Raw genomic sequence first — 25,850 nt, 5'->3', positions numbered from 1 at the left:
TACGAATCACAGCAGCTCGCGCAGAGCCTCGACATGCTTGATCCGGCCTGCCGCATCGGCGGCGAGCGGAGCGACATTGAGAGTCGTCACACCTGCCTCCTTGAAGGCCGCAACCCGTTCGGCGACAAAGCTCTTGGGCCCGATGAGCGAGATGTTCCTGACCAGCTCGTCAGGCACCGCGTCGGTCGCCTCGGCCTTCTTGCCCGCCAGGTAAAGCTCCTGGATGGTGTCGGCTTCCTTGCCGAAACCGTATGCGGTCGCGAGGTTGTGGTAGAAGTTCTTGCCCTTGGCGCCCATGCCGCCGATGTAGAGCGCCAGGCTCGGCTTGACGAATCCGTACAGCGCTTCGACGTCGTCACCGATCGCGAGTGCGGGCCCGGCGTAGACCTCGAGCTCGCCGAGTGACGGGTCGCGCTTGGCCTTGCCTTCGGCCAGGGCGGCCCCCCACACGTCATTGGCCTTCTCGGGAAGGAAGAAGATGGGCTGCCAGCCCTCGGCGATCTCGGCGGTCAGTGCCACGTTCTTGGGGCCAAGAGCGGCGATGAGTACCGGAATGCGGTCGCGCACTGGGTGATTGATCAGCTTCAGCGCCTTGCCCAAGCCGGTGCCCTGTTCGGGAGGCAGTGGCACGGTGAAGTACTTGCCTTCGAATTCCAGGCGTTCCCGACGCCACACCTTGCGGCAGATCTCGACGGTTTCACGAGTGCGGCCCAGGGGAGCGTCGTACTTCACGCCGTGGAATCCCTCGATGACCTGCGGGCCCGAGGCGCCGATGCCCAGGACGAACCGGCCGTTGGAGACATAATCCAGACCGGCCGCCGTCATGGCCAGCAAGGTGGGGGTTCGGGTGTACAGCTGGAAGATCCCCGACGCGAGCTTTACGGTGGACGTCTTGGCAGCGAGAAACCCGAGCTGGCTCGCGGCGTCATACGAGTAGGCCTCGGCGACGAACGCGATGTCCAACCCGACTTTCTCCAGCTCAGCGAGCTCGTCAACGACTTCGGTGAATCCGCCGGCATAGCTCAGCGTGGTTCCAATGCGCATGCGGCGACCCTACCCGACCAAGCGGTTGAACGGGAAGACGCGTGATCCACAGATCGGTGAAAAAAGATGGAACCGGAAGTGGCATGCACCCGTCGTAGTCAATATGGGAGAAACCTCGATCAACGTCGCTGGTGTCCGGGGGGTCGCTGGGGAGTTCGACAGCGTGGCAGAAGAGCTGCAAAAAGCCATTCAGCAGCTGCGTGGGTTGTCTTTCGGTGGGGCATCGGCCGGACGGTGGCACACGGCCAAGGGCGACGCGGTCAGGGATGGGCTGCGCGAGGTGGTCACTCACCTCGAGAACTGGCAGCGCACCAACACCGCGATCGCCGAACAACTCCGTGCGACCGCGCAGCGTTATGCCGATCGGGATGCCAAGAACAAGGCAAGGGTGGCTGCAGCCAATGGCCGGTAAGTACGACATCGAGTCGCTGCGCAGCGAGGGCATCCAGGCGATCGCGAACTCGCAGAACTACACGACCACCGCGATCCGGGGAAACGGTAAGTCGCCGGTCACGATCACCAACCCGGACCTCACCGCCAACGAGGGCCAGCTGTTCGATTGGTACGACATGGACGCCGGCATGGACCTGAACAAGCTCGGTGCGGATCTTGAGCTGTTCAAGAGCGCGGTGACCACCATGAAGTCCGCCGCCGAACGTCAACACGGACAGCTGCAGCAGCTCATGGGCATGTGGGAAGGCAAAGGCTCGGAGGCTGCGAATCAGTTCCTGCGAACGCACAACTCCACCGCCGATGCGGTGACCAAGGAATTCGGGCAGGTATCCACAGGTCTTGACGGGTTACGCGAAACGCTGTGGACCATCGTCGATCTCAAGAAGCAGGCATCGACCATGGTCGATGGGTTGGTGACCGATCGTGCGTCCTTTGACAGTGCCGTCGCCACCTACAAGACCGGTACCGGCGACAGGTCGGTGGCCGACGAGACCAACGCCACGAAGATCGGCCCGCACGTCCAGCAGAACATCGAGGGCAAATGGCTTCCCGCCATGAAGGCGGCATGGGGCAAGGGCGGCGAGGCGTACGACACGTTCACCAGTGCGCTGAAGCAGGAGCTGCCCGCGGAGTTCAAGAACCCGCCCGGCCAGCTCGGACCGGAGTACGACTCGGACACCGAGTCCCCGCAGAACTCCACGGACAGGGACAGGGATAAAAACAAGGGCGGCAAGCAGGAGCCAGATGCTGCCGGGGGTGGCCAGAGCAGCGCCGCCAACGGGTCCGCCGGCGGCGGCGCGGGCGGCGGGATGCAGGGCACGGCGACCCCGGCCTCCGCGATGGGCAATCAGGGCGGGCAGATGGCTGGCGGCGGCCAGCAGGGTGCCGGCCAGGGGCAAGGGCAGCAGGGCATGGACCCGAGCCAGATTGTCAGCGGGTTGACCGGGGCCATGACGGGTGCGCTCGGATCCATCGGCCAGGCGGCCAGTGGCATTGTCACCGCCATCACGGAGGGCCTCTCCAGCATCCCGTTCGACCAGTTGGGACAGGGCGGCGATGCGGGCGACGAGAAGCCCGAGGACAAGATCGACGGGAAGGCCGACGAGGCTGCCGACAAGAAGGACCCGGACACCAAGATGGCGGCGGCCAAGGATGCGGCGATCCAGGAGGCCCGCTCGGATGCGGGCGCGACGTTCGCCACAGATGGCAAGCCGATGCAGGGCCCAGGCGTTCAGCTGGCGGGAGCAGGTGGCGTGGAGGCCACTCCGGCCCCTGCAGGTCAGACCACCCCGGGTGCGCCACTCGGGACCACGACGCCGCCGGGGGGTGCGGTTCCGCCGTCTACCGGTGGCCTGTCTGCCGCACAGCCCGCCGGATCGATGTCGCCGGTAAACCCACCGCCGGTCCACACACAGCAGCCGAACGCGGCCCAGCACCCCGAGCCTGCGCAGCAGCCCTCACCCGTGCCCTCGGTGGGGCCCAGCGGCCGGCAGGCTCAGCCTCAGGCCGCAGGGACGGATGCCGGGGAGACGCCGTGTGAAATCGCCGCCGATGAACTGCCTAAGGCTGGGCGATGATCGACATCACCGACGCCCTCGCAGGCATCGTCTCGGATTTCGAGAGCACCCTGGATCAGCTGCGGGATGACGCCGACGCAGCACGCGGCGACATGATGCTCGACGAGTCCGCCGAGGTCACGGAACTTAAGATGCCCATGCAGATCCATATGACCGAGTCCGACTTCGACGAGGACGACATCTACCGCTGGCAGCGGTGGCGGCGCTGACTACCTCAGCAGTGATTGCACGCGATCGATCTGGCTGATCTCCAGCGCAGCGGCGTCAGGCAGCGAGATATTCGGTAGTTCAGCTGCCGGGTCCGCGAAGTCGCGGTAGCGCTTGTCTCCGGCAAGTTGGAACAGCATATATCCGGTCAACAGGGCACGAGTGTTGCGCTGGGTTGCCCGGTTCGATCCGCCGAGTCCGACAAACCTGCGCAGCCAGCTGTGTTCCGGTAGCCCGCTGGACTTCGCCTTCGCGATGTTCCGCAACTCGGCACCCGGCCACGCCTGCGAGAGCGCCAGGGCATTCGAGCGCAGCGATTGGGCGTCGTCGGTGCTCGTCACAACGAGGCCGGGGATGGTCAACGCGGCGGCGCTGTTCTCGACGGGCGGCTGCGTTGCGCTGGGAAACAGCGCGACGACGGCCTTGGGGCCCGTCGGCCGGTTCTTCTTGTCCACCAGCGCTGAGGACCGCGCGGCCGCGAACACCGCCGCCGAGGCCCCCAACCCATGACCGGCCAGCGCTAGCTTGGTCGGATGCACGCTGATCTTGCCGTCGCCGAGGCGCACCCGGGTCACGATCTCGAGTGTTGTGGCCAAGTCGGCAGCCAGATTCAGGTGTGACGGGATCAATCCCTTCTCGGTGTCCGGGGCCGCCGCGACGATTCCCCAGGATGCGAGATGTTCCAGGGTCGCTCGGTACTTGTTCGTACCGGTCAGCCAGTCGTGTCCGAACGCCACCGCAGGCAGATTGAAGCCGGAATCCGGTGTGTAGACGACGCCGCTCACCCCGGCGAAGGCCAGGTCGCCACGCAGAACCTTGTGCGGACCACGACGGGTCAGGGCTTTGAATAGCGTGCGGGTACTCGCCATGGCATGACCGTAGCTGATCGTTGTCGTTGCGGACCGCAGCGGGAACTGAACTACCCTGGTGGGCTATGTGCGGAATCGTCGGGTACGTCGGCCACCGGGACGCCCTTGGTGTCGTCCTCGAGGCGCTGCGGCGGCTCGAGTACCGGGGCTATGACTCGGCGGGGGTTGCGCTGGCCGACGGCAGCGGCGGGCTGCTGGTGCAGCGCAAGGCGGGCCGGCTGGCCAACCTGGAATCCGCGATCGCGGAATCGGGAGAATCCTTCGGCGCTACCACCGGCATGGGGCACACCCGCTGGGCCACCCACGGTGCCCCCACCGACCGCAACGCTCACCCGCATCGGGATGCGACCGGCAAGGTCGCGGTGGTCCATAACGGGATCATCGAGAACTTCCCCGCATTGCGCGCCGAGCTGGAGACCGCGGGCGTCGAGTTCGGCAGCGACACCGACTCCGAGGTGGCCGTGCATCTGGTGGCGCGCCAGTACGAATCCGGAGACACCGCCGGTGACTTCGTGGCGTCGGTGCAGGCTGTGGTGCGACGGCTGGAGGGGCACTTCACCCTCGTCTTCTCCCACGCCGACGACCCGGGCACGATCGTGGCCGCGCGCCGGTCCACCCCGCTGGTCGTGGGTATCGGCGACGGTGAGATGTTCCTCGGGTCCGACGTTGCCGCGTTCATCGAATACACCAGGGAAGCCGTCGAACTGGGGCAGGACCAGGTTGTGGTGATCACCGCGGACGGCTATCGCATCACCGACTTCGCGGGTAACGACGACGCCGATAATGCGCGGGTCTTCACGATCGACTGGGACCTGTCGGCCGCGGAAAAGGGCGGCTACGAATACTTCATGCTCAAGGAGATCGCCGAACAGCCGGCGGCGGTGTCCGACACCTTGTTGGGGCACTTCGACCTCGGCCGGATAATTCTCGATGAGCAGCGGCTCTCCGATCAGGAACTGCGCGATATCGACAAGGTGTTCGTGGTGGCCTGCGGTACGGCATTCCATTCGGGCCTGCTGGCCAAGTACGCCATCGAGCATTGGACACGGCTGCCCGTGGAGATCGAGCTCGCGAGCGAATTCCGCTACCGCGACCCGGTTTTGGATCGCAGCACGCTCGTCGTCGCCATTTCGCAATCGGGTGAGACCGCGGACACCCTGGAAGCGGTGCGGCACGCCAAGGAGCAGAAGGCCAAGGTGCTGGCCGTCTGCAATACCAACGGTTCGCAGATTCCCCGTGAATGCGATGCGGTGCTCTACACGCGGGCCGGGCCGGAGATCGGTGTCGCCGCGACGAAGACATTCCTGGCGCAGGTGACCGCCAATTACATTGTGGGCCTGGCCTTGGCACAGGCTCGCGGGACCAAATACCCCGACGAAGTGGCTCGTGAGTACCACGAGCTGGAGGCCATGCCGGAGTTGATCGAGCGCGTCATCGCCGCCATGGATCCGGTCGCCGATCTCGCGCGGCAGTACGCGCAGTCCTCCAGCATCCTGTTCCTGGGGCGCCATGTCGGATATCCGGTGGCGCTGGAGGGTGCGCTCAAGCTCAAGGAGCTGGCATACATGCACGCCGAGGGATTCGCGGCCGGAGAGCTCAAGCACGGGCCGATCGCGCTGATCGAAGAGGGGCTGCCGGTCATCGTGGTGATGCCGTCACCCAAGGGCATGGGGTTGCTGCATTCGAAGCTGCTCAGCAACATTCGTGAGATTCAGGCTCGCGGGGCGCGGACGATCGTGATCGCCGAAGAGGGCGATGAGACGATCCGGCCGTACGCGGACCACCTCATCGAGATTCCGGCGGTGTCGACGTTGTACCAGCCGTTGCTCTCCACGATTCCGATGCAGGTGTTCGCCGCGGCGGTGGCGCAGGCCCGGGGATACGACGTGGACAAACCGCGGAACCTGGCCAAGTCGGTAACCGTCGAATAGCGGCGTCTGCATCCTGTGGCGCGCCAACCCTGCGTCGCCGACCCCGCGGCGTACCGTCTGCATCGCACGCCCACCAGTTCCTCGACGGCGAAGAGGGAGCGAGGGGAGCCCACGATTCATGAAGTACTACTACAGCGCCGAGCAGATTCGGGAAGCCGAGGCACCGCTGCTGGCCGCCCTGCCCGAGGGGGCCCTGATGCGGCGTGCGGCATACGGATTGGCCACGATCGTCGCTGACGAGTTGTCGCGGCGGGCCGGCGTGGTGGTCGGGCGGCGTGTGTGCGCGATCGTCGGTTCCGGAGATAACGGGGGAGACGCCTTGTGGGCGTTGACCTTCCTGCGCCGGCGCGGAGTATCAACCAGCGCGGTGCTGCTGAATCCCGAGCGGGCCCACCGTGCGGGTCTCGCCTCCTTCCGTAAGGCCGGCGGCCGGGTGGTGTCCGCGGTGCCCGGCGATACCGATGTCGTTCTGGATGGCGTCGTAGGAATTTCGGGGACCGGCCCGCTGCGGCCGGGAGCCGCCGAGATCGCCGATCAGATCAATGCCGAGGGCATTCCGGTGATCGCGGTGGACATCCCCAGTGGCGTAGACGTGCACACCGGCACAGTGGACGGAGCGGCCTTTCGGGCCGCCGTCACGGTGACGTTCGGTGGCTACAAACCCGTTCATGCTCTTGGTGATTGCGGCGAGGTCCGGTTGGTCGACATCGGGCTTGATCTGCCCGCCACGACGATCCGGGAACTCGACGCCCACGATGTGGCCCTCGCCTGGCCCATTCCCGGACCTGCCGATGACAAGTACACGCAAGGCGTGACGGGTGTGCTGGCGGGCTCGCACACCTATCCGGGGGCCGCCATCTTGTGTGCGGGTGCGGCCGTGGCTGCCACGGCCGGGATGGTTCGATACGCCGGATCGGCTGCTGCCGAGGTGGTTTCGCATTGGCCGGAAGTGATTGCCACTCAGACGGAAGAGGCGGCGGGCCGGGTGCAGGCCTGGGTGATCGGTCCGGGATACGGAACCGGCGAGCGCCAGACGCGAACCCTGCGGCGGGTGCTTTCGGGCGGGCTGCCGGTACTCGTCGATGCCGACGCCCTGACGATCCTCGCCGAGCACCCCGAGCTGGCTGATCTCGTGGCAGCGCGCGACGCCCCCACGCTCCTGACCCCGCATGCCGGTGAGTACCGCAGGCTCGCAGGTGAACCTCCGGGCCCCGATCGGGTTGGCGCCGCGCGGTCGTTGGCGCTGCGGCTGGGCGCCACGGTGCTCCTCAAGGGCAACGTCACCGTCATCGCACAGCCGGACGGAACCGCGTACGTAAACAAGGCGCACGGGTCATGGGCGGCGACGGCGGGCTCGGGCGATGTGCTCTCGGGTGTGATCGGTGCGCTGCTGGCCGCCGGAGTTCCCGCCGACAAGGCTGCGGCGATGGGGGCTTACGTGCACGCCCGCGCGGCATCTGCCGCCGCGGCAGATCCCGGTCCGGGTAAAGCTCCCATTTCGGCTTCCCGTCTTCTTGGGCATCTACGTTGGGCGGTCGCCGAAATAGGGTGAGAATCGGCTTATGTCGAATCCCCGCGATCAGTTCAGTCTTTCGGCGCACGCCGGAAAGATCAACGCCTCGTCCTTCAGCCCCGCATACACCGGCCGGTTGTCGACCGCGCCCATCCCGGCCCTGCGCCTCCCCGACGAGCCGATGGATCCGCAGGCCGCTTACCGGTTCATTCACGACGAACTGATGCTCGACGGCAGTTCGCGGCTCAACCTGGCCACCTTCGTCACGACCTGGATGGATCCCGAGGCAGAGAAGCTGATGGCCGAGACGTTCGACAAGAACATGATCGACAAGGACGAATACCCGGCGACCGCCGCGATTGAGTCGCGGTGCGTGGCCATGGTGGCCGATCTGTTCCACGCCGATGATCTATCTGCCGAGGACCCGTCATCGGCGATCGGGGTATCGACCATCGGGTCCAGTGAGGCGGTGATGCTCGCCGGGCTGGCCCTCAAGTGGCGCTGGCGCGCCAAAATCGGTGACGGCTGGAAGGGCCGCACACCGAACCTGGTGATGGGGTCCAACGTGCAGGTGGTGTGGGAGAAGTTCTGCCGGTACTTCGACGTTGAGCCGCGGTATCTGCCGATGGCGAAGGACCGGTACGTCATCACTCCCGAGCAGGTGCTCGACGCGGTGGACGAGGACACCATCGGAGTGGTGGGCATCCTGGGCACCACCTTCACCGGTGAGCTGGAGCCGATCGCCGAGATTTGCGCGGCGCTGGACACTTTGGCGGCCACGCCCGGCAAGCCGGATGTCCCGGTACACGTGGACGCCGCCAGTGGCGGATTCGTGGTGCCGTTCCTGCATCCCGAACTGCATTGGGATTTCCGGCTGCCCCGGGTGGTGTCGATCAACGTCAGTGGGCACAAGTACGGCCTGACCTATCCGGGAATCGGCTTCGTGGTGTGGCGCAGCAAGGAGCACCTGCCCGAAGATCTGGTGTTCCGGGTCAACTACCTCGGCGGAGATATGCCGACGTTCACCCTCAACTTCTCCCGCCCGGGTAATCAGGTGGTCGGGCAGTACTACAACTTCCTGCGATTGGGGCGGGCCGGTTACGCGCAGGTGATGCGCTGTTTGTCGGAGACCGCCCGCTGGTTCGGCGACGAGCTGAACAAGAGCGAGCACTTTGAGGTGATCACCGACGGCTCGGCGATTCCGGTGGTGTCGTTCCGGCTCAAGGGCGACCGCCCATACACGGAGTTCGACATCTCGCATTCGTTGCGGGCCTTTGGCTGGCAGGTGCCGGCCTACACGATGCCCGAGGACGTCACCGATGTTGCGGTGCTGCGGGTGGTGGTGCGCGAAGGCTTCTCAGGTGATCTTGCCCGTGCGCTCCGCGATGACCTCATCACCGTGTTGAAGGGGCTTGACGAGCTGAAACCGAACGGGCACTTCGACGCGGTGCAGCCGTTCGCGCACTGATACGGCGGGCGGGAGCGCTGCGACTCGGGGATCTGACGCGGATGGGACAATAGAGCCGGTGACGACAACTTCGACGACAACGGACGGCCTCCCGCCGAACACGGGTGAGACGACCGCGCAGGCGGTCGTCGACCTGGGTGCCATTGCGCACAACGTCCAGTTGCTGCGTGAGTACGCCGGCGAGGCCCGGCTCATGGTGGTCGTCAAGGCCGACGGCTACGGGCACGGAGCCTTGCCGGTGGCGCGTGCCGCGCTCGCGGCCGGGGCCGACGAACTCGGTGTCGCCACCATCAGTGAGGCGCTGCAGGTCCGCGCGGGTGGGATCGACGCGCCGCTGCTCGCCTGGCTGCATGCCCCGGGCGCCGACTACGCCGCCGCGCTGAAAGCCGATGTCCAGGTCGCGGTGTCCTCGCTCGATCAGCTCAGCGAGTTGCTTGACGCGGCGCAGTCCACGGGGCGTCAGGCGGTCACGACCGTCAAGGTGGATACCGGGCTCAATCGCAACGGGGTACCGGCCGAGTACACCCGTGACCTTTTCGAAGCGTTGGCGAAGGCGCAGGCCGAGCAGTCAATCCGGGTGCGCGGCATCATGTCTCATTTCGCATACGCCGATCAGCTCGGTAATCCCACCATCGACATGCAGAGAGGGCGGTTCGACGAGGCGCTCGGGTTGGCACGTGACCTGGGGCTGCGTTATGAGGTGGCACACCTGTCGAATTCGGCGGCCACGCTGACTCGTCCCGATGTCCGATATGACATGGTGCGCGCGGGCATTGCGCTGTACGGCATCAACCCGATGCCCGGTGAGATACAGACCGGCCTGATTCCGGCGATGTCGCTCACGTGTGCTGTGTCGTCGGTGAAGCCGGTACGGGCCGGTGAAGGGGTGTCGTACGGACACGTATGGACGGCCCCGCGCGATACCAACGCGGCGCTCATCGGGATCGGCTACGCCGATGGCGTGGTCCGTGGATTGGGTAACCGCTTCGAGGTGGCCATCGGAGGGCGCCGGTACCCGAACATCGGCCGTGTCTGCATGGACCAGTTCGTGGTCGACGTGGGCGACAACGAGGCCGGGGTGCGGGCCGGCGACGTCGCAACGCTTTTCGGTTCGGGTGTGGCGGGGGAGCCCACCGCGCAGGAATGGGCGGAGCTGCTCGACACCATCGCCTACGAGGTGGTCACCTGCCCTCGCGGCAGGGTGGTGCGAACGTACCGGGATTCCAGGACCGTTGAGCAGTAAGTCGAACGCCTGGCTGGCCGGCGTGGCGGGGCTCGGTGCGGTGGTGACGGTGGCCGGTGTCGGCACCGCGCGCTCGATCGGTAGACGCAGGTTCGATGATCCCTACCGCGATGAGGATTTCGACCTCTTGGAGACCGATCGAGGCAGCATCGTGATGACCGACGACGGTGTGCCGCTGGCGGTTCGGGAGGTGGGTCCCTCGAACGCGCCGCTGACCGTCGTGTTCGTACACGGTTTCTGTCTGCAGATGGCGTCCTTTCATTTCCAGCGCCGCGAGCTCGCGAGCCGTTGGGGAGACAACGTCCGCATGGTCTTCTATGACCAGCGCGGACACGGGCGCTCGGGTCTGCCGGCTCCCAAGTCATGCACCATCCGTCAGCTCGGCGATGATCTCGAATCGGTGCTGCGGGTGTTGGTACCCCGGGGTAATGCTGTCCTGGTGGGGCATTCGATGGGCGGCATGACCATCCTTGCCCACGCCGGACGTCATCCCGGGCAGTATGGCCGCAGGATTGTCGGGGTCGGGTTGATCGCCAGTGCGGCCGAAGGTCTTTCGCACACCGCTATCGGTGAGGGGTTGCGCAATCCAGCATTGCGGGTGCTGCGCACGGCCGTGCACTACGCGCCGCGACCCGCTCACCACGGCCGCGGCGCGGTCAAGTCGCTCGTAGGTCCGGTGCTGCAGGCCGCCTCGTACGGAGGTCAACGGGTGAGCCCGACGCTCGTGAGGTTCAGTGAGCGCATGATTCATCAGACACCCGTCACGACCATCGTGGATTTTCTGCGGGCGCTCGAGGAGCACGACGAGACGGCGGCACTGCCGACCATCGCGCCGCTGCCGAGCCTGGTGGTATGCGGTGATACCGACATGCTCACCCCGCTGGTTCAATCGGAGTCCATGGCAGCGCAATTGGGGTCGAGCGGACACAACGAGTTGATCCTGGTGCGTGAATCGGGGCATCTGGTGCAACTTGAACATCCCGGAATCGTCAACGACGGCATCGATCGTCTCGTCAGGCGCTCGACCCCAACACTTTTCGCTGCCATCAAACAGCGTCTGCGTGATCGGACCGGGCTGTGATCGATGAGTCGGGACGCATCGCGTTGCCCACGCTGCAGGACACACTGGATTTCGGGGCGCGGATCGGGCGTGACCTCGCCGCGGGCGACGTCGTCGTGCTCGACGGTCCGCTGGGGGCGGGAAAGACCGCATTGACCAAGGGAATCGCGTTGGGCATGGATGTCGACGGCCCCATCACTTCGCCGTCGTATGTGCTGGCCCGCGTCCACGAGGCGCGGCGCCCGGGTGCACCGGCACTGGTGCATGTGGACGTCTACCGGCTGCTGGAACATCACGGTGCCGACCTGCTCGGCGAGCTCGACTCGCTGGATCTCGATACCGACCTGGACGACTCGGTGGTCGTTGTGGAGTGGGGCGAGGGGCTGGCGGAGCGCTTGTCGGAACATCACCTGGATATCCGGCTGCAACGTGCACCCGACTCCGATGAACGCACCGCAACCTGGCATTGGAGCCGTAAGCCGTGAGCGTGATACTTGCCCTGGACACCGCCACCCCTGCGATCACGGCGGGGCTTGTGAGGCGGGCACCGGATGGATCGGTGCAGGCCTTGTCCGAACGAATCACCATGGGTGCCAAGGGGCATGCCGAGGCACTTACCCCGAATATCGGGGCGGCGTGTGCCGATGCCGGGGTCGTCGTCGGTGAACTCGACGCGATTGTGGTGGGTTGCGGTCCGGGTCCGTTCACCGGACTGCGTGTCGGGATGGCGACTGCCGCGGCGATGGGTCTGGCGCTGGATATCCCGGTGTATCCAGTATGCACACTCGACGCGATCGGCTATGACACCACCGGCAGCGTGCTCGTCGTCACCGACGCGCGCCGGCGCGAGGTGTACTGGGCCGGTTACCGCGACGGAACACGCATCGGCGGCCCGGCCGTCGACGCGCCCGCGGACGTCTCGGTGCAGGGCTACGACTTGGTGGCTGGATCACCAGATCACACAGTGCTTTTCGATCTCCCCGTGCTTGACCGTCAGTTCCCGTCGCCCTCGCGGCTGGTACAGGTGGTCGACTGGGGCCAGCCTCCGGGTGCCCTGACGCCGCTGTATTTGCGTCGCCCCGATGCCAAAGAACCCCGTCGATGACGGTCGAGCTGAAGCCTCTTCGCCGGCGCGACACCCGTCGGTGCGCCGAACTTGAGGCGATTCTGTTCGCAGGTGATGACCCGTGGCCGGAGTCGGCCTTTCGCGCGGAGCTCGCGTCCCCTCACATCCACTACCTGGCGGCCAGGGACGGGCACACGCTGGTGGGATACGGCGGCATCTCCCGGTTGGGACATCACGAACCGGAGTACGAGATTCACACCATCGGCGTGGATCCCGCCTACCAGAAACAGGGCATCGGACGGCGTCTGTTGGACAAGCTGCTCGCGCATGCGGATCGCGATCCGGGACCGGTGTTCTTGGAGGTGCGTACCGACAACGCGGCCGCGATCGCGCTGTACCACGGCACCGGATTCGAGACCGTCGGCGTGCGCAAGCGGTATTACCCGGGCAGTGGGGCCGATGCGTTCACCATGAAACGCCCTGCGCAGGGCATTGTGAAATAGGCTGGTGCGGCCATGACAGTCATCCTCGCCATCGAAAGCTCCTGCGACGAAACCGGAGTGGGTATCGCCGAGCTGACCCCCGACGGGTCGGTGGTGTTGTTGGCCGATGAGGTGGCTTCCAGCGTCGACGAGCACGCACGTTTCGGCGGGGTGGTGCCGGAGATCGCTTCCCGCGCGCATCTGGAGGCACTTGGCGTTACCGCCCGGCGCGCGCTGGACATCGCCGGCGTGCAGAAGCCCGACGTGGTCGCTGCGACCATCGGTCCGGGTCTTGCGGGTGCGCTTCTGGTCGGGGTATCGGCCGCCAAGGGGCTGGCATTGGCCTGGGGTGTGCCCTTCTATGGGGTGAACCATCTGGGCGGGCACATTGCCGCCGACGTCTACGAGAACGGGCCGCTGCCCGAATGCGTGGCGCTGTTGGTCTCGGGCGGGCACACCAGCCTGCTGCATGTGCGCTCGCTGGCCGAGCCCATCGAGGAGCTCGGTGCCACAGTGGATGATGCCGCCGGTGAGGCCTATGACAAGGTCGCGCGGCTACTCGGTCTGGGGTACCCGGGCGGCAGGGTGCTCGACGAGCTTGCGCAACAAGGAGATTCATCGGCTGTCCCGTTTCCGCGAGGGATGATGAGGCCGCAGGATGCCCGGCACAGTTTCAGCTTCTCGGGGCTCAAGACGGCGGTCGCGCGGTATGTGGAGAAAACTCCCGACTTTGTGCCCGCCGATGTCGCCGCGGGCTTTCAGGAGTCGGTCGCCGATGTGTTGACCATGAAGGCGGTGCGCGCGGCGGCCGACCTGGGGGTCTCGACGCTGCTGATCGCCGGTGGTGTGGCCGCCAACTCGCGGGTACGCGTACTTGCCGAGCAGCGGTGTGCCGAGGCCGGTCTGACGCTTCGCGTGCCACCGCTGCGGTTGTGCACCGACAACGGCGCGATGATCGCTTCCTTCGCGGCGCATCTGGTGGCTGCGGGCGCCGAGCCCTCCTCGCTGCAGGCCGCGGCGGATCCCGGGCTGCCGGTGGTGAAGGGGCAGGTGCGGTGACGGGCCCCAGCGACAGCGTGGCCGACCGCCTTGCCATCACCGATCTGTTGTATCGATACGCCGAGCTGATGGACGCGGGGGACTTCGACGGAGTCGGGGAGCTCCTCGGCCGCGGCTCCTTCGGCGGCGAGCAGGGCAGTGTGTCCGGCGCCTCGGCCATCACCAAGCTCTTCTTCACCACCACCCGTCGCTACCGCGAGACCGGCGGCACCCCGCGCACCAGGCATCTGGTGCTCAACCCGATCGTGGAGGTCGGGGGCGACCGCACGGCCTCGGCGCGGTCGACGTTTTGCGTGGTGCAGGCCACCGAGCAGCTGCCGCTGCAGCCGATCGTCATGGGCCGATACCGGGATACGTTCGGCCGTGACGAGCACGGGTGGTACTTCAGCTCGCGCCGGGTGGATGTGGAGATGGTCGGTGATGTGTCGGCCCACCTGCTCATGGATCCCGGGACCCTGAGCGGGTAACGACAACCCAGCCTTGAGCGCTAGCACTCTCATGTATAGAGTGCTAGATGGCGATCGGTTGACGTCGTGTCGGCACCCGCGACGACGGCGCGGCACTCATCCGGCCGCCGAAGCATCTGTTGACAATCCAGGCTCATGGGCATCAGGCCCACCGAGCCACCCTGAGAGGGAAAGGGATCACTGTGGCCGTGAACATCAAGCCACTCGAGGACAAGATCCTCGTACAGGCCAATGAGGCCGAGACCACGACCGCTTCCGGTCTGGTCATCCCGGACACCGCCAAGGAGAAGCCGCAAGAAGGCACCGTCGTCGCAGTTGGCCCCGGCCGCTGGGATGAGGATGGCGAAAAGCGGATCCCCCTGGACGTGTCCGAGGGTGACGTCGTCATCTACAGCAAGTACGGCGGCACCGAGATCAAGTACAACGGCGAGGAGTACTTGATCCTGTCGGCTCGCGACGTGCTGGCTGTCGTTAGCAAGTAACACCGTGTGACCGCCCCGGAAACCACCTGCGTTGCAGGCGTTTTCCGGGGCGGCACGCGTTTTACCCATTCCTGTCGGTGCTGAATCAGCCGAATAGAGAGAACACATGAGCAAGCTGATCGAATTCAACGAGACCGCGCGCCGCGCCCTGGAAGCCGGGGTCAACAAGCTGGCCGACGCGGTCAAGGTCACGCTCGGTCCCCGTGGTCGGCACGTGGTGCTGGCCAAGGCATTCGGCGGTCCCGCCGTGACCAACGACGGCGTCACCATCGCCCGAGACATCGACCTGGAAGACCCCTTCGAAAACCTGGGTGCCCAGCTGGTCAAGTCGGTGGCGACCAAGACCAACGACGTCGCCGGTGACGGCACCACCACCGCCACGGTGCTGGCGCAGGCACTGGTCAAGGCTGGTCTGCGCAATGTGGCCGCTGGTGCCAACCCGATTGCGCTCGGCGCCGGTATCGCCCGCGCCGCGGACGCGGTGTCCGAGCGTCTGTTGACGGTGGCCGCACCGGTGTCCGGCGAGCACGCCATCGCCCAGGTGGCCACAGTCTCCTCGCGCGATCCGGAGATCGGCGAGCTGGTCGGCGAGGCCATGACCAAGGTTGGCGGCGACGGTGTGGTCAGCGTTGAGGAATCGTCGACCATCAACACCGAGCTGGTCATCACCGACGGTGTGCAGTTCGACAAGGGCTACCTGTCGCAGTACTTCGTGACCGACTTCGATGAGCAGAAGGCGATCCTGGAAGACGCGCTGGTGCTGCTGCATCGCGACAAGATCAGCTCGCTGCCCGATCTGCTGCCGCTGCTGGAGCTGGTGGCCAAGGAGGGTAAGCCGCTGCTGATCGTGGCCGAGGACGTGGAGGGTGAGCCGCTGTCCACTCTGGTCGTCAACGCGATCCGCAAGACCCTCAAGGCCGTCGCGGTGAAGGCGCCCTTCTTCGGCGACCGCCGCAAGGCGTTCCTGGAGGACCTGGCGATCGTCACCAACGCACAGGTGGTCAACCCCGATGTGGGTCTGTCGCTGCGCGAGGCGGGCATCGAGGTGCTCGGCACCGCACGCCGCATCGTGGTGAGCAAGGACGAGACGGTCATCGTCGAGGGCGGCGGCACCGAGGACGCCATCAAGGCGCGTGTCGCTCAGCTGAAGGCGGAGATCGAGACCACCGACTCTGACTGGGACCGCGAGAAGCTGCAGGAGCGCCTGGCCAAGCTGGCCGGCGGTGTCGCGGTGATCAAGGTGGGCGCTGCCACCGACACCGCACTCAAGGAGCGCAAGCACCGTGTCGAGGACGCCGTCTCGGCGGCCAAGGCCGCCGTGGAGGAGGGCATCGTCGCCGGTGGCGGTAGTGCCCTGGTGCAGGCTCGTTCGGCGTTGGACGGTTTGCGTGTCGAGCTCAAGGGTGACGAGGCCAAGGGTGTCGACGTGTTCGAGGCCGCGCTCTCCGCACCGCTCTTCTGGATCGCCGCCAATGCGGGGCTGGACGGAGCCGTCGTGGTGAGCAAGGTGGCCGAGCTGGACGCCGGACACGGCTTCAACGCGGCCACGCTCGAGTACGGCGACCTGATCGCCGATGGCGTCATCGATCCGGTGAAGGTGACCCGTTCGGCCGTCATCAACGCGGCGTCCGCCGCACGGATGATCCTGACCACCGAGACCAGCATCGTCGATAAGCCGGCCGAGGAAGTAGATCACGGGCACGGCCACCACGGCCACGCCCACTAGATAGCGCTACGAAGACACCCCCGGCCTACGAGGACCCGGGGGTGTTTTCGTCTGTCGGAGGTTTACTGAACAGATGGCTACTCAGATGTCACGACTGACGGCGGTTGCCCTGGCCGGGCTGTTGCTCTCGGGCTGCGAGGCGAACTTCAGCCTGGGGTCGTCGTCCCCTGAGCTCGCCAAGGCGAAGCTGGAGCAGGGGCTCAAGGACGGAATCAAGGACAAGACCGGGGTCGCGCTCACCAGTGCCTCGTGTGACGGGCCGCTGAAGGGTGAGAAGGGTGCAACGCAGCGGTGCGCGGTCGTCGACGGAGAGGGGAAAACCATCGGCGTCACGGTCACCGCGACCGCGGTCCAGGGATCGCAGATTTCTTTCAACTGGAAGGTCGACGACCAGTCGGCGGGTTCCTCCGCCTAGGTCGATCTCCGCAAACGTTGGGCCCCCGCCGCCATCTGGTCGCGGGGGCCCAACGCGTGCTGTACGTATTACGCGGAGCGACGTATCCCGCGGCGCAGGATCAATTCGCGCTCGGACTCCGAAAGTCCACCCCAGATTCCGTAGGGCTCGGCGACGGCCAGCGCATGTGCGCGGCACTGCACCAGCACCGGGCATGCCCGGCACATCTCCTTGGCCTTCATCTCGCGTTGTGCGCGGGCGCGGCCGCGTTCACCGTCGGGATGAAAGAACACTGACGAATCGACCCCTCGGCAAAGGCCCTTCATCTGCCAATCCCAAATATCTGCGTTGGGCCCAGGCAATTGCTGTGGCTGCGGCATGTGGTTAACCCTCTCGCTGCGCGCGCAGTCGACCTGCGCGTGAGTGAAGTAGCACCAGACGTGTCGCCGATGACAAGCGGTGTACACAAAGTAGGTGCGCGGTCGAAATCCAGTCAATAGGCGATGATCATGGCAACATCACGCCATTAGGTCCAGAATTAACATCACGTTCATCGTCTTTGCTCTTCGTTGGTACGTAACGCTCGCTCACCTGCGTGGTCAGCCTGTTTTGGCCGTGGGTTTTCCGTTTCCTTAACGCGGCGTTCGGCAACTGTTTACGCCATCCGTTGACGTGGATTTAACATCCGCTGCATCAACTGTTAACTCCATTTCTTGGGGAATTGGTACCGTGACCGCGCCCATGGTGACTTCCCGATCATCCGCAGCCGCCGCGCTTACCGCCGCAGCCTTCGGTCCGCTTCCAGCAATCTGGCCACTGCCTCCCGCCGCCACGCCCGAGGATGTCTGGCTGCGTGCCGTGGCGCTCGGGGGAGCCGGACGCTATGCGGCCGCGCATGCGGAGCTGAACGCCATCGCGGTGTCTCGGCCCGGCGGCTTGGCCTCGCGCACGCTGAGCACACGCGCATCCCTGGTGCGTCAGCTCGGGTGGCACGCACAGGCGCGTGGGTTGGACGGCCGAGCGTTGGCGATGGCCGATGCTGATGCGGAGGCTCGATCCGATGCGCTCATCGGGTTGGCGGCCGACGCGCTGGGACTGGCGCGGTTCCCGCTTGCTCAGTCTTTACTGGATCAGGCTGAGTCGTTGTCTGCGCACGGTGATGTTCGTTGGCCGTGGCGCCTGCCTTTGCGGCTGGCCTGGGTGCGCGCCGAGCTGGCGATGGTCTCCGGCCATGGTGCGCGATCGCTACGGTACGCCCGTACCGCCGAACGTCTCGCGCTCGACGTGCCTTCGGTAAGACACCAGGTCAAGACGATGATGGTGCTCGCGGCAGCCCTCAGCAGTGCTGGTGATTTCGACGAGTCCGCGGCCGTCGCCGCCCGCGGATTGCAGGCCGCAACGGCGAACGCACTGGTGCCGCTGCGCTGGGCGCTGGCGGCGATGTTGGCGAGTCTGCCCGCCTCCGGGGAGGCAGGGCAACGCCGTGAAGACCTTGTTGCTGTTCGCCGCGACTGTGCTGCCTGGATAGCCCATGCGGGCGGCCGTTGGCGTCTTGAGGAGGTGGACTAAATGCGTTCCCTCTCTGCAGCCAACGCTATTGTCCTAGGTAACAGCACCACCACGGTGCATCACACGTAACGCTGGGGAATGCGCAGTCGATGACAAGTACGGAGAGCGGGCTCGACGACGTCGTTGCTGCTGCCGTCAAAGGCGATCGCGACGCGCTCTCCGAGGTACTTAGTGCCATCCGGCCCGTCGTGGTGCGATATTGCCGCGCGCGGGTCGGCACTGCGGAAAGAAGTGGTCTCTCCGCGGACGATGTTGCGCAGGAGGTGTGTCTCGCGGTGATCGCAGCGCTGCCTCGCTATCAGGATCAGGGACGCCCGTTCCTGGCTTTTGTGTACGGCATTGCCGCGCACAAGGTGGCCGATGCGCATCGTGCGATGGCTCGAGACAAGTCCGATCCGGCTGAGAGCCTTCCGGAACAGTTCGACCGCGATGCGGGGCCCGAGCAGGAGGCGTTGAACTCCGAGTCGGCACGACGGATGCAGGCCCTGCTGGAAGTGTTGCCCGAGAAACAGCGCGAGATCCTGATCCTTCGGGTCGTCGTCGGTCTGTCGGCGGAAGAGACTGCCGATGCGGTGGGTAGTAGTGCGGGCGCGGTGCGGGTGGCGCAGCACCGGGCGTTGCAGAGACTGAAGGCAGAGATGACGCGGGCGGGCGGTGATCACCGTGGCTGATGGACGCGGATGGTTCCCCGGCGGCCAGGGCTGGCAGGAGAACGAGGGTCCCGAGGACCTTGCGGCACTGCGGCGCACCAACCGGATGATCGATGCCATCGCGGCAGATCTGCCGGTGGCGACTTCCGATTCCGACGAGTACGCCGTGGCGATGATGTTGGCGGCGTGGCGCGAGGATGTTGGGCGCGAACCGATGCCGGCCAAACCCACTCTGGGGCAGGCGCGTAACGCGCTGCGTGAGCGTGGTGGCCGTTCGCGGCTGCTGGCCACCACGGTAGGTTCGGCCGCCGCCGTCACCTTGCTCTTCGGCGGATTCGGTGCGGCGGTTTACCAATCGCATCCCGGTGACGCGTTGTATGGACTGCGTACCTCGTTGTTCGGTGCGGGCCCGACGGTGCGCACCGATCCTGTGGTGCTGTCGGCGCAGACCGAACTCGCCCAGGTGGAAAAGCTTATTTCCCAAGGTGATTGGGAAGGTGCGCAGCAGCAGCTCGGGGTGGCCGCCGCGCGTGTCAACGAGGTCGGCGATGCCCAGCAGAAGGCCGAACTGGCCAGCCGGGTGCAGCAGGCGGAGGTCAGGATCGACGCCAAGGACCCTGTGGCGACGGTGCCGCCGGAGATGGCGACCGAGACTCCGCGAATCATGCTGTCACCGCCGGTGATTGCGGCCACCACGGCCTCGACGACTTCTACGACGTCGGTATCGACCTCTGCGTCGGACACGACGTCCACGTCGACGACGCCGTCCACGTCCACGTCGGAGACGACCGCCACCACCTCGGCGCCGACGGAGACCACCAGCTCTCCCGGTTCGACATCGACGAGCACTTCCGGCTCCGCTGGCTCCACGTCGACCTCGACCACGGTGTCGGTGACCTCGACACCGTCGATATCGACATCAACGGCTACGTCGACCCCGTCCATCGTGACGGAGACAACGACGGCACCCTCGACGCCCGTGACGTCCACGTCCGTCCCCGGGGTGACGACGTCGGTGCCGAGCGTGACGGTCAGCACCGTGGTGCCGTCGACGGCGTCGATCGTGACCGCCCCGACGACTCCTGGCGGGGTGACCATCGTCACCACCCCACGCGGAGCCGCCGACACTCCAGTCATCACCGCGCCGACGACGATTCAGGCGCCGTCGCCGATCACTCGCACCCCGGAGAACCCGGTGCCGGTCTTCCAGGCACCCATCAACAGCCCCGGCTCGATCAACAGCCCGGGCTCTGTGAACAGCCCGGGCTCCGGAAGCATCAATGGATTCCCCGGTAGTGGCGGAAGCGCGGGTTCGGGTGCGGACGGTCCGTCGCGGCACGCGCCGCCGATGACCTCAGTGCCGGTGGCGCCGGCCAATCCCGGGGGTGGGTCGTCGAGTCACGGCGGCGGCTCGGGCACGAGCGCCGGCGAGTAAGCCGAAAGCGGCTAAATCAGCGGAATCCGTCGCGGTCCGTCGCTGCCTCGTTGAGTGAGGCATCCGCGTATCCGCGGCAATAATCCCAGGTCACATAGGCTTCGGGCTCGGGATCGAAGGCAGGTTCGTGCGGACGGACGGTTCCGTCGACGAGCAGCTGCAGCAGATTCGCGCGGAGCATGTCCCAGTCGTGATAGTGGTCCTGCTGGCACTCGTCACAGCAAACGACGAGCCCTCGAATTCCTTTGTGGGCGAGTAGTGCCTCGTAGACCGCGAGATCCGCGAGATCTTCCTCGACCGCGATTCGCTCCTGCGGGTCGAGCGGCTGGCCCGGCTCGATCGCATCGAGCGCGGCCGACGGATCATGGGGATCGTCGGCGAAGGGGTCAGGTGGCAATCCCGGCGGAAAGTGGTCGCGCACACTCTTAGAGTACGCAATTCGCGGGTTCGCGCGCCAGCTCACCTGGGGCATGTCCGGGGATATCGAGAACGAGGCGAGCCGATAGGATGGACATAATCCGCTCTATTGCGCATCCATAGCGCACTGGGGATGTATACGACGGCTATCTGGCATGGAGGCTTGAATGACCATTGCGGCAGGGTCCGTCCACACCGGCGGCGACGATCCGCACAAGGTCGCCATGCTCGGTCTGACCTTCGATGATGTGCTGTTGCTGCCTGCGGCATCGGATGTGTTGCCGAACGGCGCGGACACCTCGTCCCAGCTGACCAAGCGGATCAGGCTCAATGTGCCGCTGGTCAGCTCGGCGATGGACACCGTGACCGAGGCCCGGATGGCGATCGCGATGGCGCGTGCCGGCGGGATGGGCGTGCTGCACCGCAACCTGTCGCTGGAGGATCAAGCCGGCCAGGTCGAGACGGTCAAGCGGTCCGAGGCCGGCATGGTGACCAACCCGGTGACCTGCTCGCCCGAGAACACCCTGGCCGAGGTCGACGCGCTGTGTGCGCGATTCCGTATTTCGGGTCTACCGGTGGTGAATCCTCAGGGCGCGCTCGTGGGGATCATCACCAACCGGGACATGCGGTTCGAGGCCGATCTGTCCAAGCCGGTCGCCGAGGTGATGACCAAGCCGCCGCTGATCACCGCGCGCCAGGGCGTGACTGCCGACGCTGCGCTGGGGCTGTTGCGGCGCAACAAGATCGAGAAGCTTCCCATCGTCGACGGTGACGGCCGTCTGACCGGACTCATCACGGTCAAGGATTTCGCGAAGACCGAGCAGCATCCCAATGCCACCAAGGACAGCGACGGACGGCTTCTGGTCGGCGCGGCGGTCGGTGTGGGCGATGACGCCTGGACGCGGGCCATGGCGCTCGTGGACGCGGGTGTCGATGTGCTGATCGTGGACACGGCGCATGCGCACAACCGCAAGGTGCTGGACATGGTCGGCAAGCTCAAGGCCGAGGTGGGTGAGCGCGTCGACGTGGTCGGCGGGAACGTCGCCACCCGGTCGGGTGCGGCGGCGCTCATCGAGGCGGGCGCCGACGCGGTGAAGGTCGGCGTGGGTCCGGGCTCCATCTGCACCACCCGCGTGGTGGCCGGCGTCGGTGCACCGCAGATCACCGCGATCCTGGAGGCCTCGGCGGTCTGCCACCTGGCCGGTGTTCCGGTGATCGCCGACGGCGGCATGCAGTATTCGGGTGATATCGCCAAGGCGCTTGCCGCCGGTGCGTCCACGACAATGCTCGGGTCTCTGCTTGCGGGCACCGCCGAGTCGCCTGGTGAACTGATCTTCGTCAACGGCAAGCAGTTCAAGAGCTACCGTGGCATGGGGTCCATGGGGGCCATGCAGGGACGCGGTGCGGCCGGCAACACCGGGCGGAGCTACTCGAAGGACCGCTACTTCCAGGACGACGTGTTGTCCGAAGACAAGCTGGTGCCCGAGGGTATCGAGGGCCGGGTTCCGTTCCGCGGCCCGCTGTCGACGGTCATGCATCAGTTGACGGGCGGCCTGCGTGCCGCCATGGGGTACACCGGGGCGTCGAGCATCGAAGAGCTGCAGCGCGCTCAGTTCGTACAGATCACCGCGGCCGGGCTCAAGGAGAGCCATCCGCATGACATCACCATGACGGCCGAAGCGCCGAACTACTACGTGCGTTAACAGTCGGCACCGCAAAGGAAGTCAACATGCGTGACCTCGTCGAAATCGGCATGGGCAGAACAGCTCGTCGTACCTATGAACTCGATGACGTAAACATTGTCCCGTCGCGCCGCACGCGTTCCTCGCAGGACGTGTCGACGGCGTGGCAGCTCGATGCCTACCGCTTCGAGATTCCGGTGGTGGCGCACCCGACCGACGCGCTGGTTTCGCCGCAATTCGCGATAGAACTCGGGCGGGCCGGCGGGCTGGGTGTCATCAACGGTGAGGGATTGTGGGGCCGGCACGCCGATGTCGAGGCCCGCATCGCCGAGGTGGTCGAGGTCGCCCAGAAGGAGCCGGAGCCTTCCGCCGCGATTCGGCTGTTGCAGCAGTTGCATTCGGCGCCAATCGATCCCGAGCTGCTGGCGACGGCCATCGCCGAAGTCCGCGGTGCCGGAGTGACCACCGCCGTGCGGGTGAGCCCGCAGAATGCGCAGCTGCTGACCCCGCACTTGATCTCTGCCGGTATCGACCTGCTGGTCATCCACGGCACCATCGTCTCGGCCGAGCGGGTGGCCCGCGACGGCGAGCCACTCAACCTGAAAACCTTTATCTCCGAGCTGGATATCCCCGTCGTCGCCGGTGGCGTTATAGACCACCGCACGGCGCTGCATCTGATGCGCACGGGTGCTGCCGGTGTCATCGTCGGGTACGGGCAGACCGCGGGTGCGACGACCAGCGGAGAGGTGCTGGGCATCAGTGTCGCGATGGCCACCGCCATCGCCGACGCCGCCGCGGCCCGCCGTGAGTATCTCGACGAGACCGGTGGCCGGTACGTGCATGTGCTGGCCGATGGCGACATCCATACCTCGGGTGACCTCGCGAAATCCATCGCCTGCGGTGCCGATGCCGTCGTACTGGGGACGCCGCTGGCCGCCGCCCAGGAGGCCGCCGGCGACGGGTGGTTCTGGCCGAATGCTGCCGCGCATCCCTCGCTGCCTCGTGGCGCACTGCTGCAGGTGGCGGTGGGGGAGCGGCCGCCGCTGAGCGAGGTGCTGGTCGGGCCTTCTGATGACCCGTTTGGCACGTTGAATCTTGTTGGTGGGCTCCGTCGTTCGATGGCGAAGTCCGGATACTGCGATCTGAAGGAATTTCAGAAGGTCGGGCTGACCGTCAACTCTTAGACATGTGTCTACTTAGGGTGACCTAATTTACATTACCCCCCTCGTTGTATTCCATACTGGGCAGTAACGTGACCATGCGGAGGTAGCCAACGATGTCATCACCGGCAGCAGTCCCTGTGAAAGCTGAAGCAGATACCGACTTTGACGTCCTCATTGTCGGATCCGGATTCGGCGGGAGCGTCACCGCCATGCGATTGACCGAAAAGGGTTACCGCGTGGGTGTCCTGGAGGCCGGCCGCCGGTTCGCGGACGAGGAGTTCGCCGAGACGTCGTGGAATCTGCGCAAGTTCCTGTGGGCGCCGATGTTCAAGTGCTTCGGGATTCAGCGGATCCACCTGCTGAGCAACTGCATGATCCTGGCGGGTGCCGGGGTGGGCGGTGGTTCTCTGAACTACGCCAACACCCTGTATGTGCCGCCGGAGCCGTTCTTCAACGATCCGCAGTGGCGCGGCATCACCGACTGGCGTTCCGAACTCTCGCCGCACTACGAGCAGGCGCAGCGGATGCTCGGTGTGGTGAAGAACCCCACCTTCACCGACGCGGACCGGCTCATCAAGGAAGTCGCCGACGACATGGGCGCCGGTGACACCTTCGTCGCCACCCCGGTGGGTGTGTACTTCGGGCCGGAGGGCGCCAAGGCGCCCGGAGTCAAGGTGGCCGATCCCTACTTCGGCGGTGCCGGCCCCGACCGCGTGGGCTGCACCGAGTGCGGTTCCTGCATGACCGGTTGCCGGGTCGGAGCCAAGAACACCCTCGTCAAGAACTATCTGGGACTGGCCGAATCCTCTGGCGCCCAGGTCATTCCGCTCACCACTGTCACCGCTGTCGAGGAGGGCGCCGACGGAATATGGCGAGTCTCCACCAAGACCACCGGTCGCTGGGTGCGCAAGCGGCGCAAGACCTACACGGCCAAGTATGTGGTGCTTGCGGCCGGGACCTGGGGCACCCAGAACTTGCTGTTCAAGATGAAGGACAAGGGTCTGCTGCCCCGGCTGTCACAGCGCCTGGGCGTGCTGACCCGGACCAACTCCGAATCCATCGTCGGTGCAGGCCGATTGGAGTACAAGGACGATTTGGACCTCACCCACGGAGTGGCCATCACGTCGTCGTTCCATCCGACCAGCGACACGCATATCGAGCCGGTGCGCTACGGCAAGGGTTCCAACGCGATGGGTCTACTGCAGACCCTGATGACCGACGGGGACGGCGAGAAGTCGCGGTGGCGTCAGCTCATCGAGGCCGCCCGTGCCGATCCGAGGGGCACCTTGCGCATGCTCAACGTGACGCAGTGGAGCGAGCGCACCGTGATCGCCCTCGTCATGCAGCACCTAGACAACTCGATCACCACCTTCACCAAGAAGACGCTGTTCTGGCGGCGCCTTGACAGCAAGCAGGGCCACGGCGAGCCCAACCCCACCTGGATTCCCGCTGGCAACGAGGCCACCAGGCGACTGGCCGCCAAGATCGACGGTGTGGCCGGTGGCACCTGGGGCGAGCTGTTCAACATCCCGCTGACCGCGCACTTCCTGGGTGGGGCCGTGATCGGGACGAGTCCGGAGGACGGCGTCATCGATCCGTATCACCGGGTGTACGGCTACCCGACCATGTATGTCGTGGACGGTGCGGCCATCTCGGCCAACCTGGGTGTCAACCCATCGCTGAGCATCACCGCGCAAGCCGAGAGAGCGGCGTCGTTGTGGCCCAACAAGGGCGAGACGGATCTGCGGCCGGAGCAGGGTCTGCCGTATCAGCGGATGGCGGCGGTGCCCCCGTCGCACCCCGTCGTCCCGGCAGGTGCGCCCGGTGCATTGCGGAGTCTGCCGATCGAACCGGTGCGGTCGGTCAGCTAGTCCCCCGCAAGCGGGAAGTAGC

26 protein-coding genes are annotated in these 25,850 nt (G+C 66.0%); 22 read left to right on the top strand and 4 right to left on the bottom strand.

All coding sequences use genetic code 11. The features are described from left to right. Positions 1-6: 6 nt before the first annotated feature. A complete protein-coding gene (locus AOT83_RS25360) occupies positions 7-1,044 on the bottom strand; it encodes an LLM class F420-dependent oxidoreductase (protein ID WP_030096760.1) in 1,038 nt (345 codons plus the stop codon). 103 nt (positions 1,045-1,147) lie between these two features. Here AOT83_RS25360 and AOT83_RS25355 point away from each other — a divergent pair, with 103 nt between their 5' ends. The 3 genes from AOT83_RS25355 to AOT83_RS25345 are packed head-to-tail and all read left to right on the top strand — an operon-like array spanning position 1,148 to position 3,283. After that, entirely contained in the window at positions 1,148-1,456 is a 309-nt protein-coding gene (locus tag AOT83_RS25355; protein ID WP_030096761.1) for a type VII secretion target, read from the top strand. Continuing rightward, positions 1,446-3,074, top strand: a complete 1,629-nt coding sequence (locus AOT83_RS25350; protein ID WP_057965778.1) for a hypothetical protein — start codon at positions 1,446-1,448, stop codon at positions 3,072-3,074. The genes AOT83_RS25355 and AOT83_RS25350 overlap by 11 nt, the downstream gene beginning before the upstream one ends. Continuing rightward, a complete protein-coding gene (locus tag AOT83_RS25345; RefSeq protein ID WP_030096763.1) occupies positions 3,071-3,283 on the top strand; it encodes a hypothetical protein in 213 nt (70 codons plus the stop codon). The genes AOT83_RS25350 and AOT83_RS25345 overlap by 4 nt, the downstream gene beginning before the upstream one ends. Here AOT83_RS25345 and AOT83_RS25340 read toward each other — a convergent pair whose 3' ends face one another. Continuing rightward, positions 3,284-4,150 carry an alpha/beta hydrolase gene (locus AOT83_RS25340; protein WP_057965777.1) on the bottom strand — a complete coding sequence of 289 codons (867 nt, stop codon included), beginning with the start codon at positions 4,148-4,150 and terminating at the stop codon, positions 3,284-3,286. Positions 4,151-4,215: 65 nt separating this feature from the next. Here AOT83_RS25340 and glmS point away from each other — a divergent pair, with 65 nt between their 5' ends. From glmS to AOT83_RS25275, 13 genes are all read left to right on the top strand, one after another. Then, a complete protein-coding gene (glmS, locus tag AOT83_RS25335; protein ID WP_057965776.1) occupies positions 4,216-6,081 on the top strand; it encodes a glutamine--fructose-6-phosphate transaminase (isomerizing) in 1,866 nt (621 codons plus the stop codon). A gap of 118 nt (positions 6,082-6,199) precedes the next feature. Further along, on the top strand, positions 6,200-7,633 hold the full coding sequence (locus AOT83_RS25330; RefSeq protein WP_057965775.1) for a bifunctional ADP-dependent NAD(P)H-hydrate dehydratase/NAD(P)H-hydrate epimerase: 1,434 nt from the start codon (positions 6,200-6,202) through the stop codon (positions 7,631-7,633). A 10-nt stretch (positions 7,634-7,643) separates the two neighbouring features. After that, entirely contained in the window at positions 7,644-9,062 is a 1,419-nt protein-coding gene (locus AOT83_RS25325; protein WP_057965774.1) for a glutamate decarboxylase, read from the top strand. A 49-nt stretch (positions 9,063-9,111) separates the two neighbouring features. Continuing rightward, positions 9,112-10,305, top strand: a complete 1,194-nt coding sequence (alr, locus tag AOT83_RS25320; protein ID WP_030096768.1) for an alanine racemase — start codon at positions 9,112-9,114, stop codon at positions 10,303-10,305. Next, complete coding sequence (locus AOT83_RS25315; protein WP_057965773.1) at positions 10,295-11,386, top strand: alpha/beta hydrolase; 1,092 nt, start codon at positions 10,295-10,297, stop codon at positions 11,384-11,386. Before alr ends, AOT83_RS25315 begins: the two co-directional genes overlap by 11 nt. Beyond that, complete coding sequence (gene tsaE, locus AOT83_RS25310) at positions 11,383-11,850, top strand: tRNA (adenosine(37)-N6)-threonylcarbamoyltransferase complex ATPase subunit type 1 TsaE (protein WP_030096770.1); 468 nt, start codon at positions 11,383-11,385, stop codon at positions 11,848-11,850. The genes AOT83_RS25315 and tsaE overlap by 4 nt, the downstream gene beginning before the upstream one ends. Next, a complete protein-coding gene (gene tsaB, locus AOT83_RS25305; protein WP_030096771.1) occupies positions 11,847-12,470 on the top strand; it encodes a tRNA (adenosine(37)-N6)-threonylcarbamoyltransferase complex dimerization subunit type 1 TsaB in 624 nt (207 codons plus the stop codon). Before tsaE ends, tsaB begins: the two co-directional genes overlap by 4 nt. Beyond that, a complete protein-coding gene (gene rimI, locus AOT83_RS25300; protein ID WP_057965772.1) occupies positions 12,467-12,934 on the top strand; it encodes a ribosomal protein S18-alanine N-acetyltransferase in 468 nt (155 codons plus the stop codon). Before tsaB ends, rimI begins: the two co-directional genes overlap by 4 nt. 12 nt (positions 12,935-12,946) lie before the next feature. After that, positions 12,947-13,972, top strand: a complete 1,026-nt coding sequence (gene tsaD, locus AOT83_RS25295; RefSeq protein ID WP_057965771.1) for a tRNA (adenosine(37)-N6)-threonylcarbamoyltransferase complex transferase subunit TsaD — start codon at positions 12,947-12,949, stop codon at positions 13,970-13,972. Continuing rightward, positions 13,969-14,439 (top strand): nuclear transport factor 2 family protein, encoded by a 471-nt coding sequence (locus AOT83_RS25290; protein WP_081343785.1) that lies wholly within the window; start codon positions 13,969-13,971, stop codon positions 14,437-14,439. Before tsaD ends, AOT83_RS25290 begins: the two co-directional genes overlap by 4 nt. 182 nt (positions 14,440-14,621) lie before the next feature. Then, a complete protein-coding gene (gene groES / locus AOT83_RS25285; RefSeq protein ID WP_005056050.1) occupies positions 14,622-14,921 on the top strand; it encodes a co-chaperone GroES in 300 nt (99 codons plus the stop codon). Between the two features lie 106 nt (positions 14,922-15,027). Beyond that, on the top strand, positions 15,028-16,647 hold the full coding sequence (gene groL / locus AOT83_RS25280) for a chaperonin GroEL (protein ID WP_057965770.1): 1,620 nt from the start codon (positions 15,028-15,030) through the stop codon (positions 16,645-16,647). An 85-nt stretch (positions 16,648-16,732) separates the two neighbouring features. Further along, positions 16,733-17,062, top strand: a complete 330-nt coding sequence (locus AOT83_RS25275) for a DUF4333 domain-containing protein (RefSeq protein ID WP_030096776.1) — start codon at positions 16,733-16,735, stop codon at positions 17,060-17,062. 68 nt (positions 17,063-17,130) lie between these two features. Here the strand turns inward: AOT83_RS25275 and AOT83_RS25270 are convergent, their stop codons facing one another. After that, positions 17,131-17,421 carry a WhiB family transcriptional regulator gene (locus AOT83_RS25270; protein WP_030096777.1) on the bottom strand — a complete coding sequence of 97 codons (291 nt, stop codon included), beginning with the start codon at positions 17,419-17,421 and terminating at the stop codon, positions 17,131-17,133. Positions 17,422-17,782: 361 nt separating this feature from the next. Here AOT83_RS25270 and AOT83_RS25265 point away from each other — a divergent pair, with 361 nt between their 5' ends. The 3 genes from AOT83_RS25265 to AOT83_RS25255 all read left to right on the top strand — a co-directional run bounded on the left by AOT83_RS25265 (position 17,783) and on the right by AOT83_RS25255 (position 20,695). Continuing rightward, positions 17,783-18,610: a hypothetical protein gene (locus tag AOT83_RS25265; RefSeq protein WP_044105306.1), complete on the top strand. Its 828-nt coding sequence runs from the start codon at positions 17,783-17,785 to the stop codon at positions 18,608-18,610. An 89-nt stretch (positions 18,611-18,699) separates the two neighbouring features. Beyond that, positions 18,700-19,281, top strand: a complete 582-nt coding sequence (locus AOT83_RS25260) for a sigma-70 family RNA polymerase sigma factor (RefSeq protein WP_044105161.1) — start codon at positions 18,700-18,702, stop codon at positions 19,279-19,281. Continuing rightward, positions 19,274-20,695 carry an anti-sigma-D factor RsdA gene (locus tag AOT83_RS25255; RefSeq protein WP_057965786.1) on the top strand — a complete coding sequence of 474 codons (1,422 nt, stop codon included), beginning with the start codon at positions 19,274-19,276 and terminating at the stop codon, positions 20,693-20,695. Before AOT83_RS25260 ends, AOT83_RS25255 begins: the two co-directional genes overlap by 8 nt. A gap of 16 nt (positions 20,696-20,711) precedes the next feature. Here the strand turns inward: AOT83_RS25255 and AOT83_RS25250 are convergent, their stop codons facing one another. Then, positions 20,712-21,116: a DUF5319 domain-containing protein gene (locus tag AOT83_RS25250; RefSeq protein WP_005056069.1), complete on the bottom strand. Its 405-nt coding sequence runs from the start codon at positions 21,114-21,116 to the stop codon at positions 20,712-20,714. A 163-nt stretch (positions 21,117-21,279) separates the two neighbouring features. Between AOT83_RS25250 and guaB the strand changes: the two genes are divergently transcribed. The 3 genes from guaB to AOT83_RS25235 all read left to right on the top strand — a co-directional run bounded on the left by guaB (position 21,280) and on the right by AOT83_RS25235 (position 25,828). Beyond that, positions 21,280-22,815, top strand: coding sequence for an IMP dehydrogenase (gene guaB, locus AOT83_RS25245; protein WP_030096781.1), 1,536 nt, complete (start codon positions 21,280-21,282; stop codon positions 22,813-22,815). 26 nt (positions 22,816-22,841) lie between these two features. Beyond that, entirely contained in the window at positions 22,842-23,978 is a 1,137-nt protein-coding gene (locus AOT83_RS25240) for a GuaB3 family IMP dehydrogenase-related protein (protein ID WP_030096782.1), read from the top strand. Positions 23,979-24,070: 92 nt separating this feature from the next. After that, positions 24,071-25,828: a GMC family oxidoreductase gene (locus tag AOT83_RS25235; RefSeq protein ID WP_057965769.1), complete on the top strand. Its 1,758-nt coding sequence runs from the start codon at positions 24,071-24,073 to the stop codon at positions 25,826-25,828. Positions 25,829-25,850: the final 22 nt, after the last annotated feature.

It is taken from the genome of Mycobacteroides sp. H001, assembly GCF_001440005.1.
In the GTDB taxonomy this organism is placed as follows: domain Bacteria; phylum Actinomycetota; class Actinomycetes; order Mycobacteriales; family Mycobacteriaceae; genus Mycobacterium; species Mycobacterium gwanakae.
Note: the sequence above shows the minus strand (reverse complement) of the source record. Positions and strands in the feature narration are given on the sequence as shown.

What these genes read in the sequence shown, in the direction of transcription:
- glmS (WP_057965776.1), top strand. Translation starts at nt 4,216, where the DNA reads ATGTGCGGAATCGTCGGGTACGTCGGCCACCGGGACGCCCTTGGTGTC.
- AOT83_RS25350 (WP_057965778.1), top strand. Translation starts at nt 1,446, where the DNA reads ATGGCCGGTAAGTACGACATCGAGTCGCTGCGCAGCGAGGGCATCCAG.
- AOT83_RS25355 (WP_030096761.1), top strand. Translation starts at nt 1,148, where the DNA reads ATGGGAGAAACCTCGATCAACGTCGCTGGTGTCCGGGGGGTCGCTGGG.
- tsaD (WP_057965771.1), top strand. Translation starts at nt 12,947, where the DNA reads ATGACAGTCATCCTCGCCATCGAAAGCTCCTGCGACGAAACCGGAGTG.
- AOT83_RS25235 (WP_057965769.1), top strand. Translation starts at nt 24,071, where the DNA reads ATGTCATCACCGGCAGCAGTCCCTGTGAAAGCTGAAGCAGATACCGAC.
- groL (WP_057965770.1), top strand. Translation starts at nt 15,028, where the DNA reads ATGAGCAAGCTGATCGAATTCAACGAGACCGCGCGCCGCGCCCTGGAA.
- AOT83_RS25270 (WP_030096777.1), bottom strand. Translation starts at nt 17,421, where the DNA reads ATGCCGCAGCCACAGCAATTGCCTGGGCCCAACGCAGATATTTGGGAT.
- AOT83_RS25265 (WP_044105306.1), top strand. Translation starts at nt 17,783, where the DNA reads ATGGTGACTTCCCGATCATCCGCAGCCGCCGCGCTTACCGCCGCAGCC.
- rimI (WP_057965772.1), top strand. Translation starts at nt 12,467, where the DNA reads ATGACGGTCGAGCTGAAGCCTCTTCGCCGGCGCGACACCCGTCGGTGC.
- AOT83_RS25345 (WP_030096763.1), top strand. Translation starts at nt 3,071, where the DNA reads ATGATCGACATCACCGACGCCCTCGCAGGCATCGTCTCGGATTTCGAG.
- AOT83_RS25330 (WP_057965775.1), top strand. Translation starts at nt 6,200, where the DNA reads ATGAAGTACTACTACAGCGCCGAGCAGATTCGGGAAGCCGAGGCACCG.
- guaB (WP_030096781.1), top strand. Translation starts at nt 21,280, where the DNA reads ATGACCATTGCGGCAGGGTCCGTCCACACCGGCGGCGACGATCCGCAC.
- AOT83_RS25360 (WP_030096760.1), bottom strand. Translation starts at nt 1,044, where the DNA reads ATGCGCATTGGAACCACGCTGAGCTATGCCGGCGGATTCACCGAAGTC.
- AOT83_RS25325 (WP_057965774.1), top strand. Translation starts at nt 7,644, where the DNA reads ATGTCGAATCCCCGCGATCAGTTCAGTCTTTCGGCGCACGCCGGAAAG.
- AOT83_RS25275 (WP_030096776.1), top strand. Translation starts at nt 16,733, where the DNA reads ATGTCACGACTGACGGCGGTTGCCCTGGCCGGGCTGTTGCTCTCGGGC.
- AOT83_RS25260 (WP_044105161.1), top strand. Translation starts at nt 18,700, where the DNA reads ATGACAAGTACGGAGAGCGGGCTCGACGACGTCGTTGCTGCTGCCGTC.
- AOT83_RS25340 (WP_057965777.1), bottom strand. Translation starts at nt 4,150, where the DNA reads ATGGCGAGTACCCGCACGCTATTCAAAGCCCTGACCCGTCGTGGTCCG.
- AOT83_RS25240 (WP_030096782.1), top strand. Translation starts at nt 22,842, where the DNA reads ATGCGTGACCTCGTCGAAATCGGCATGGGCAGAACAGCTCGTCGTACC.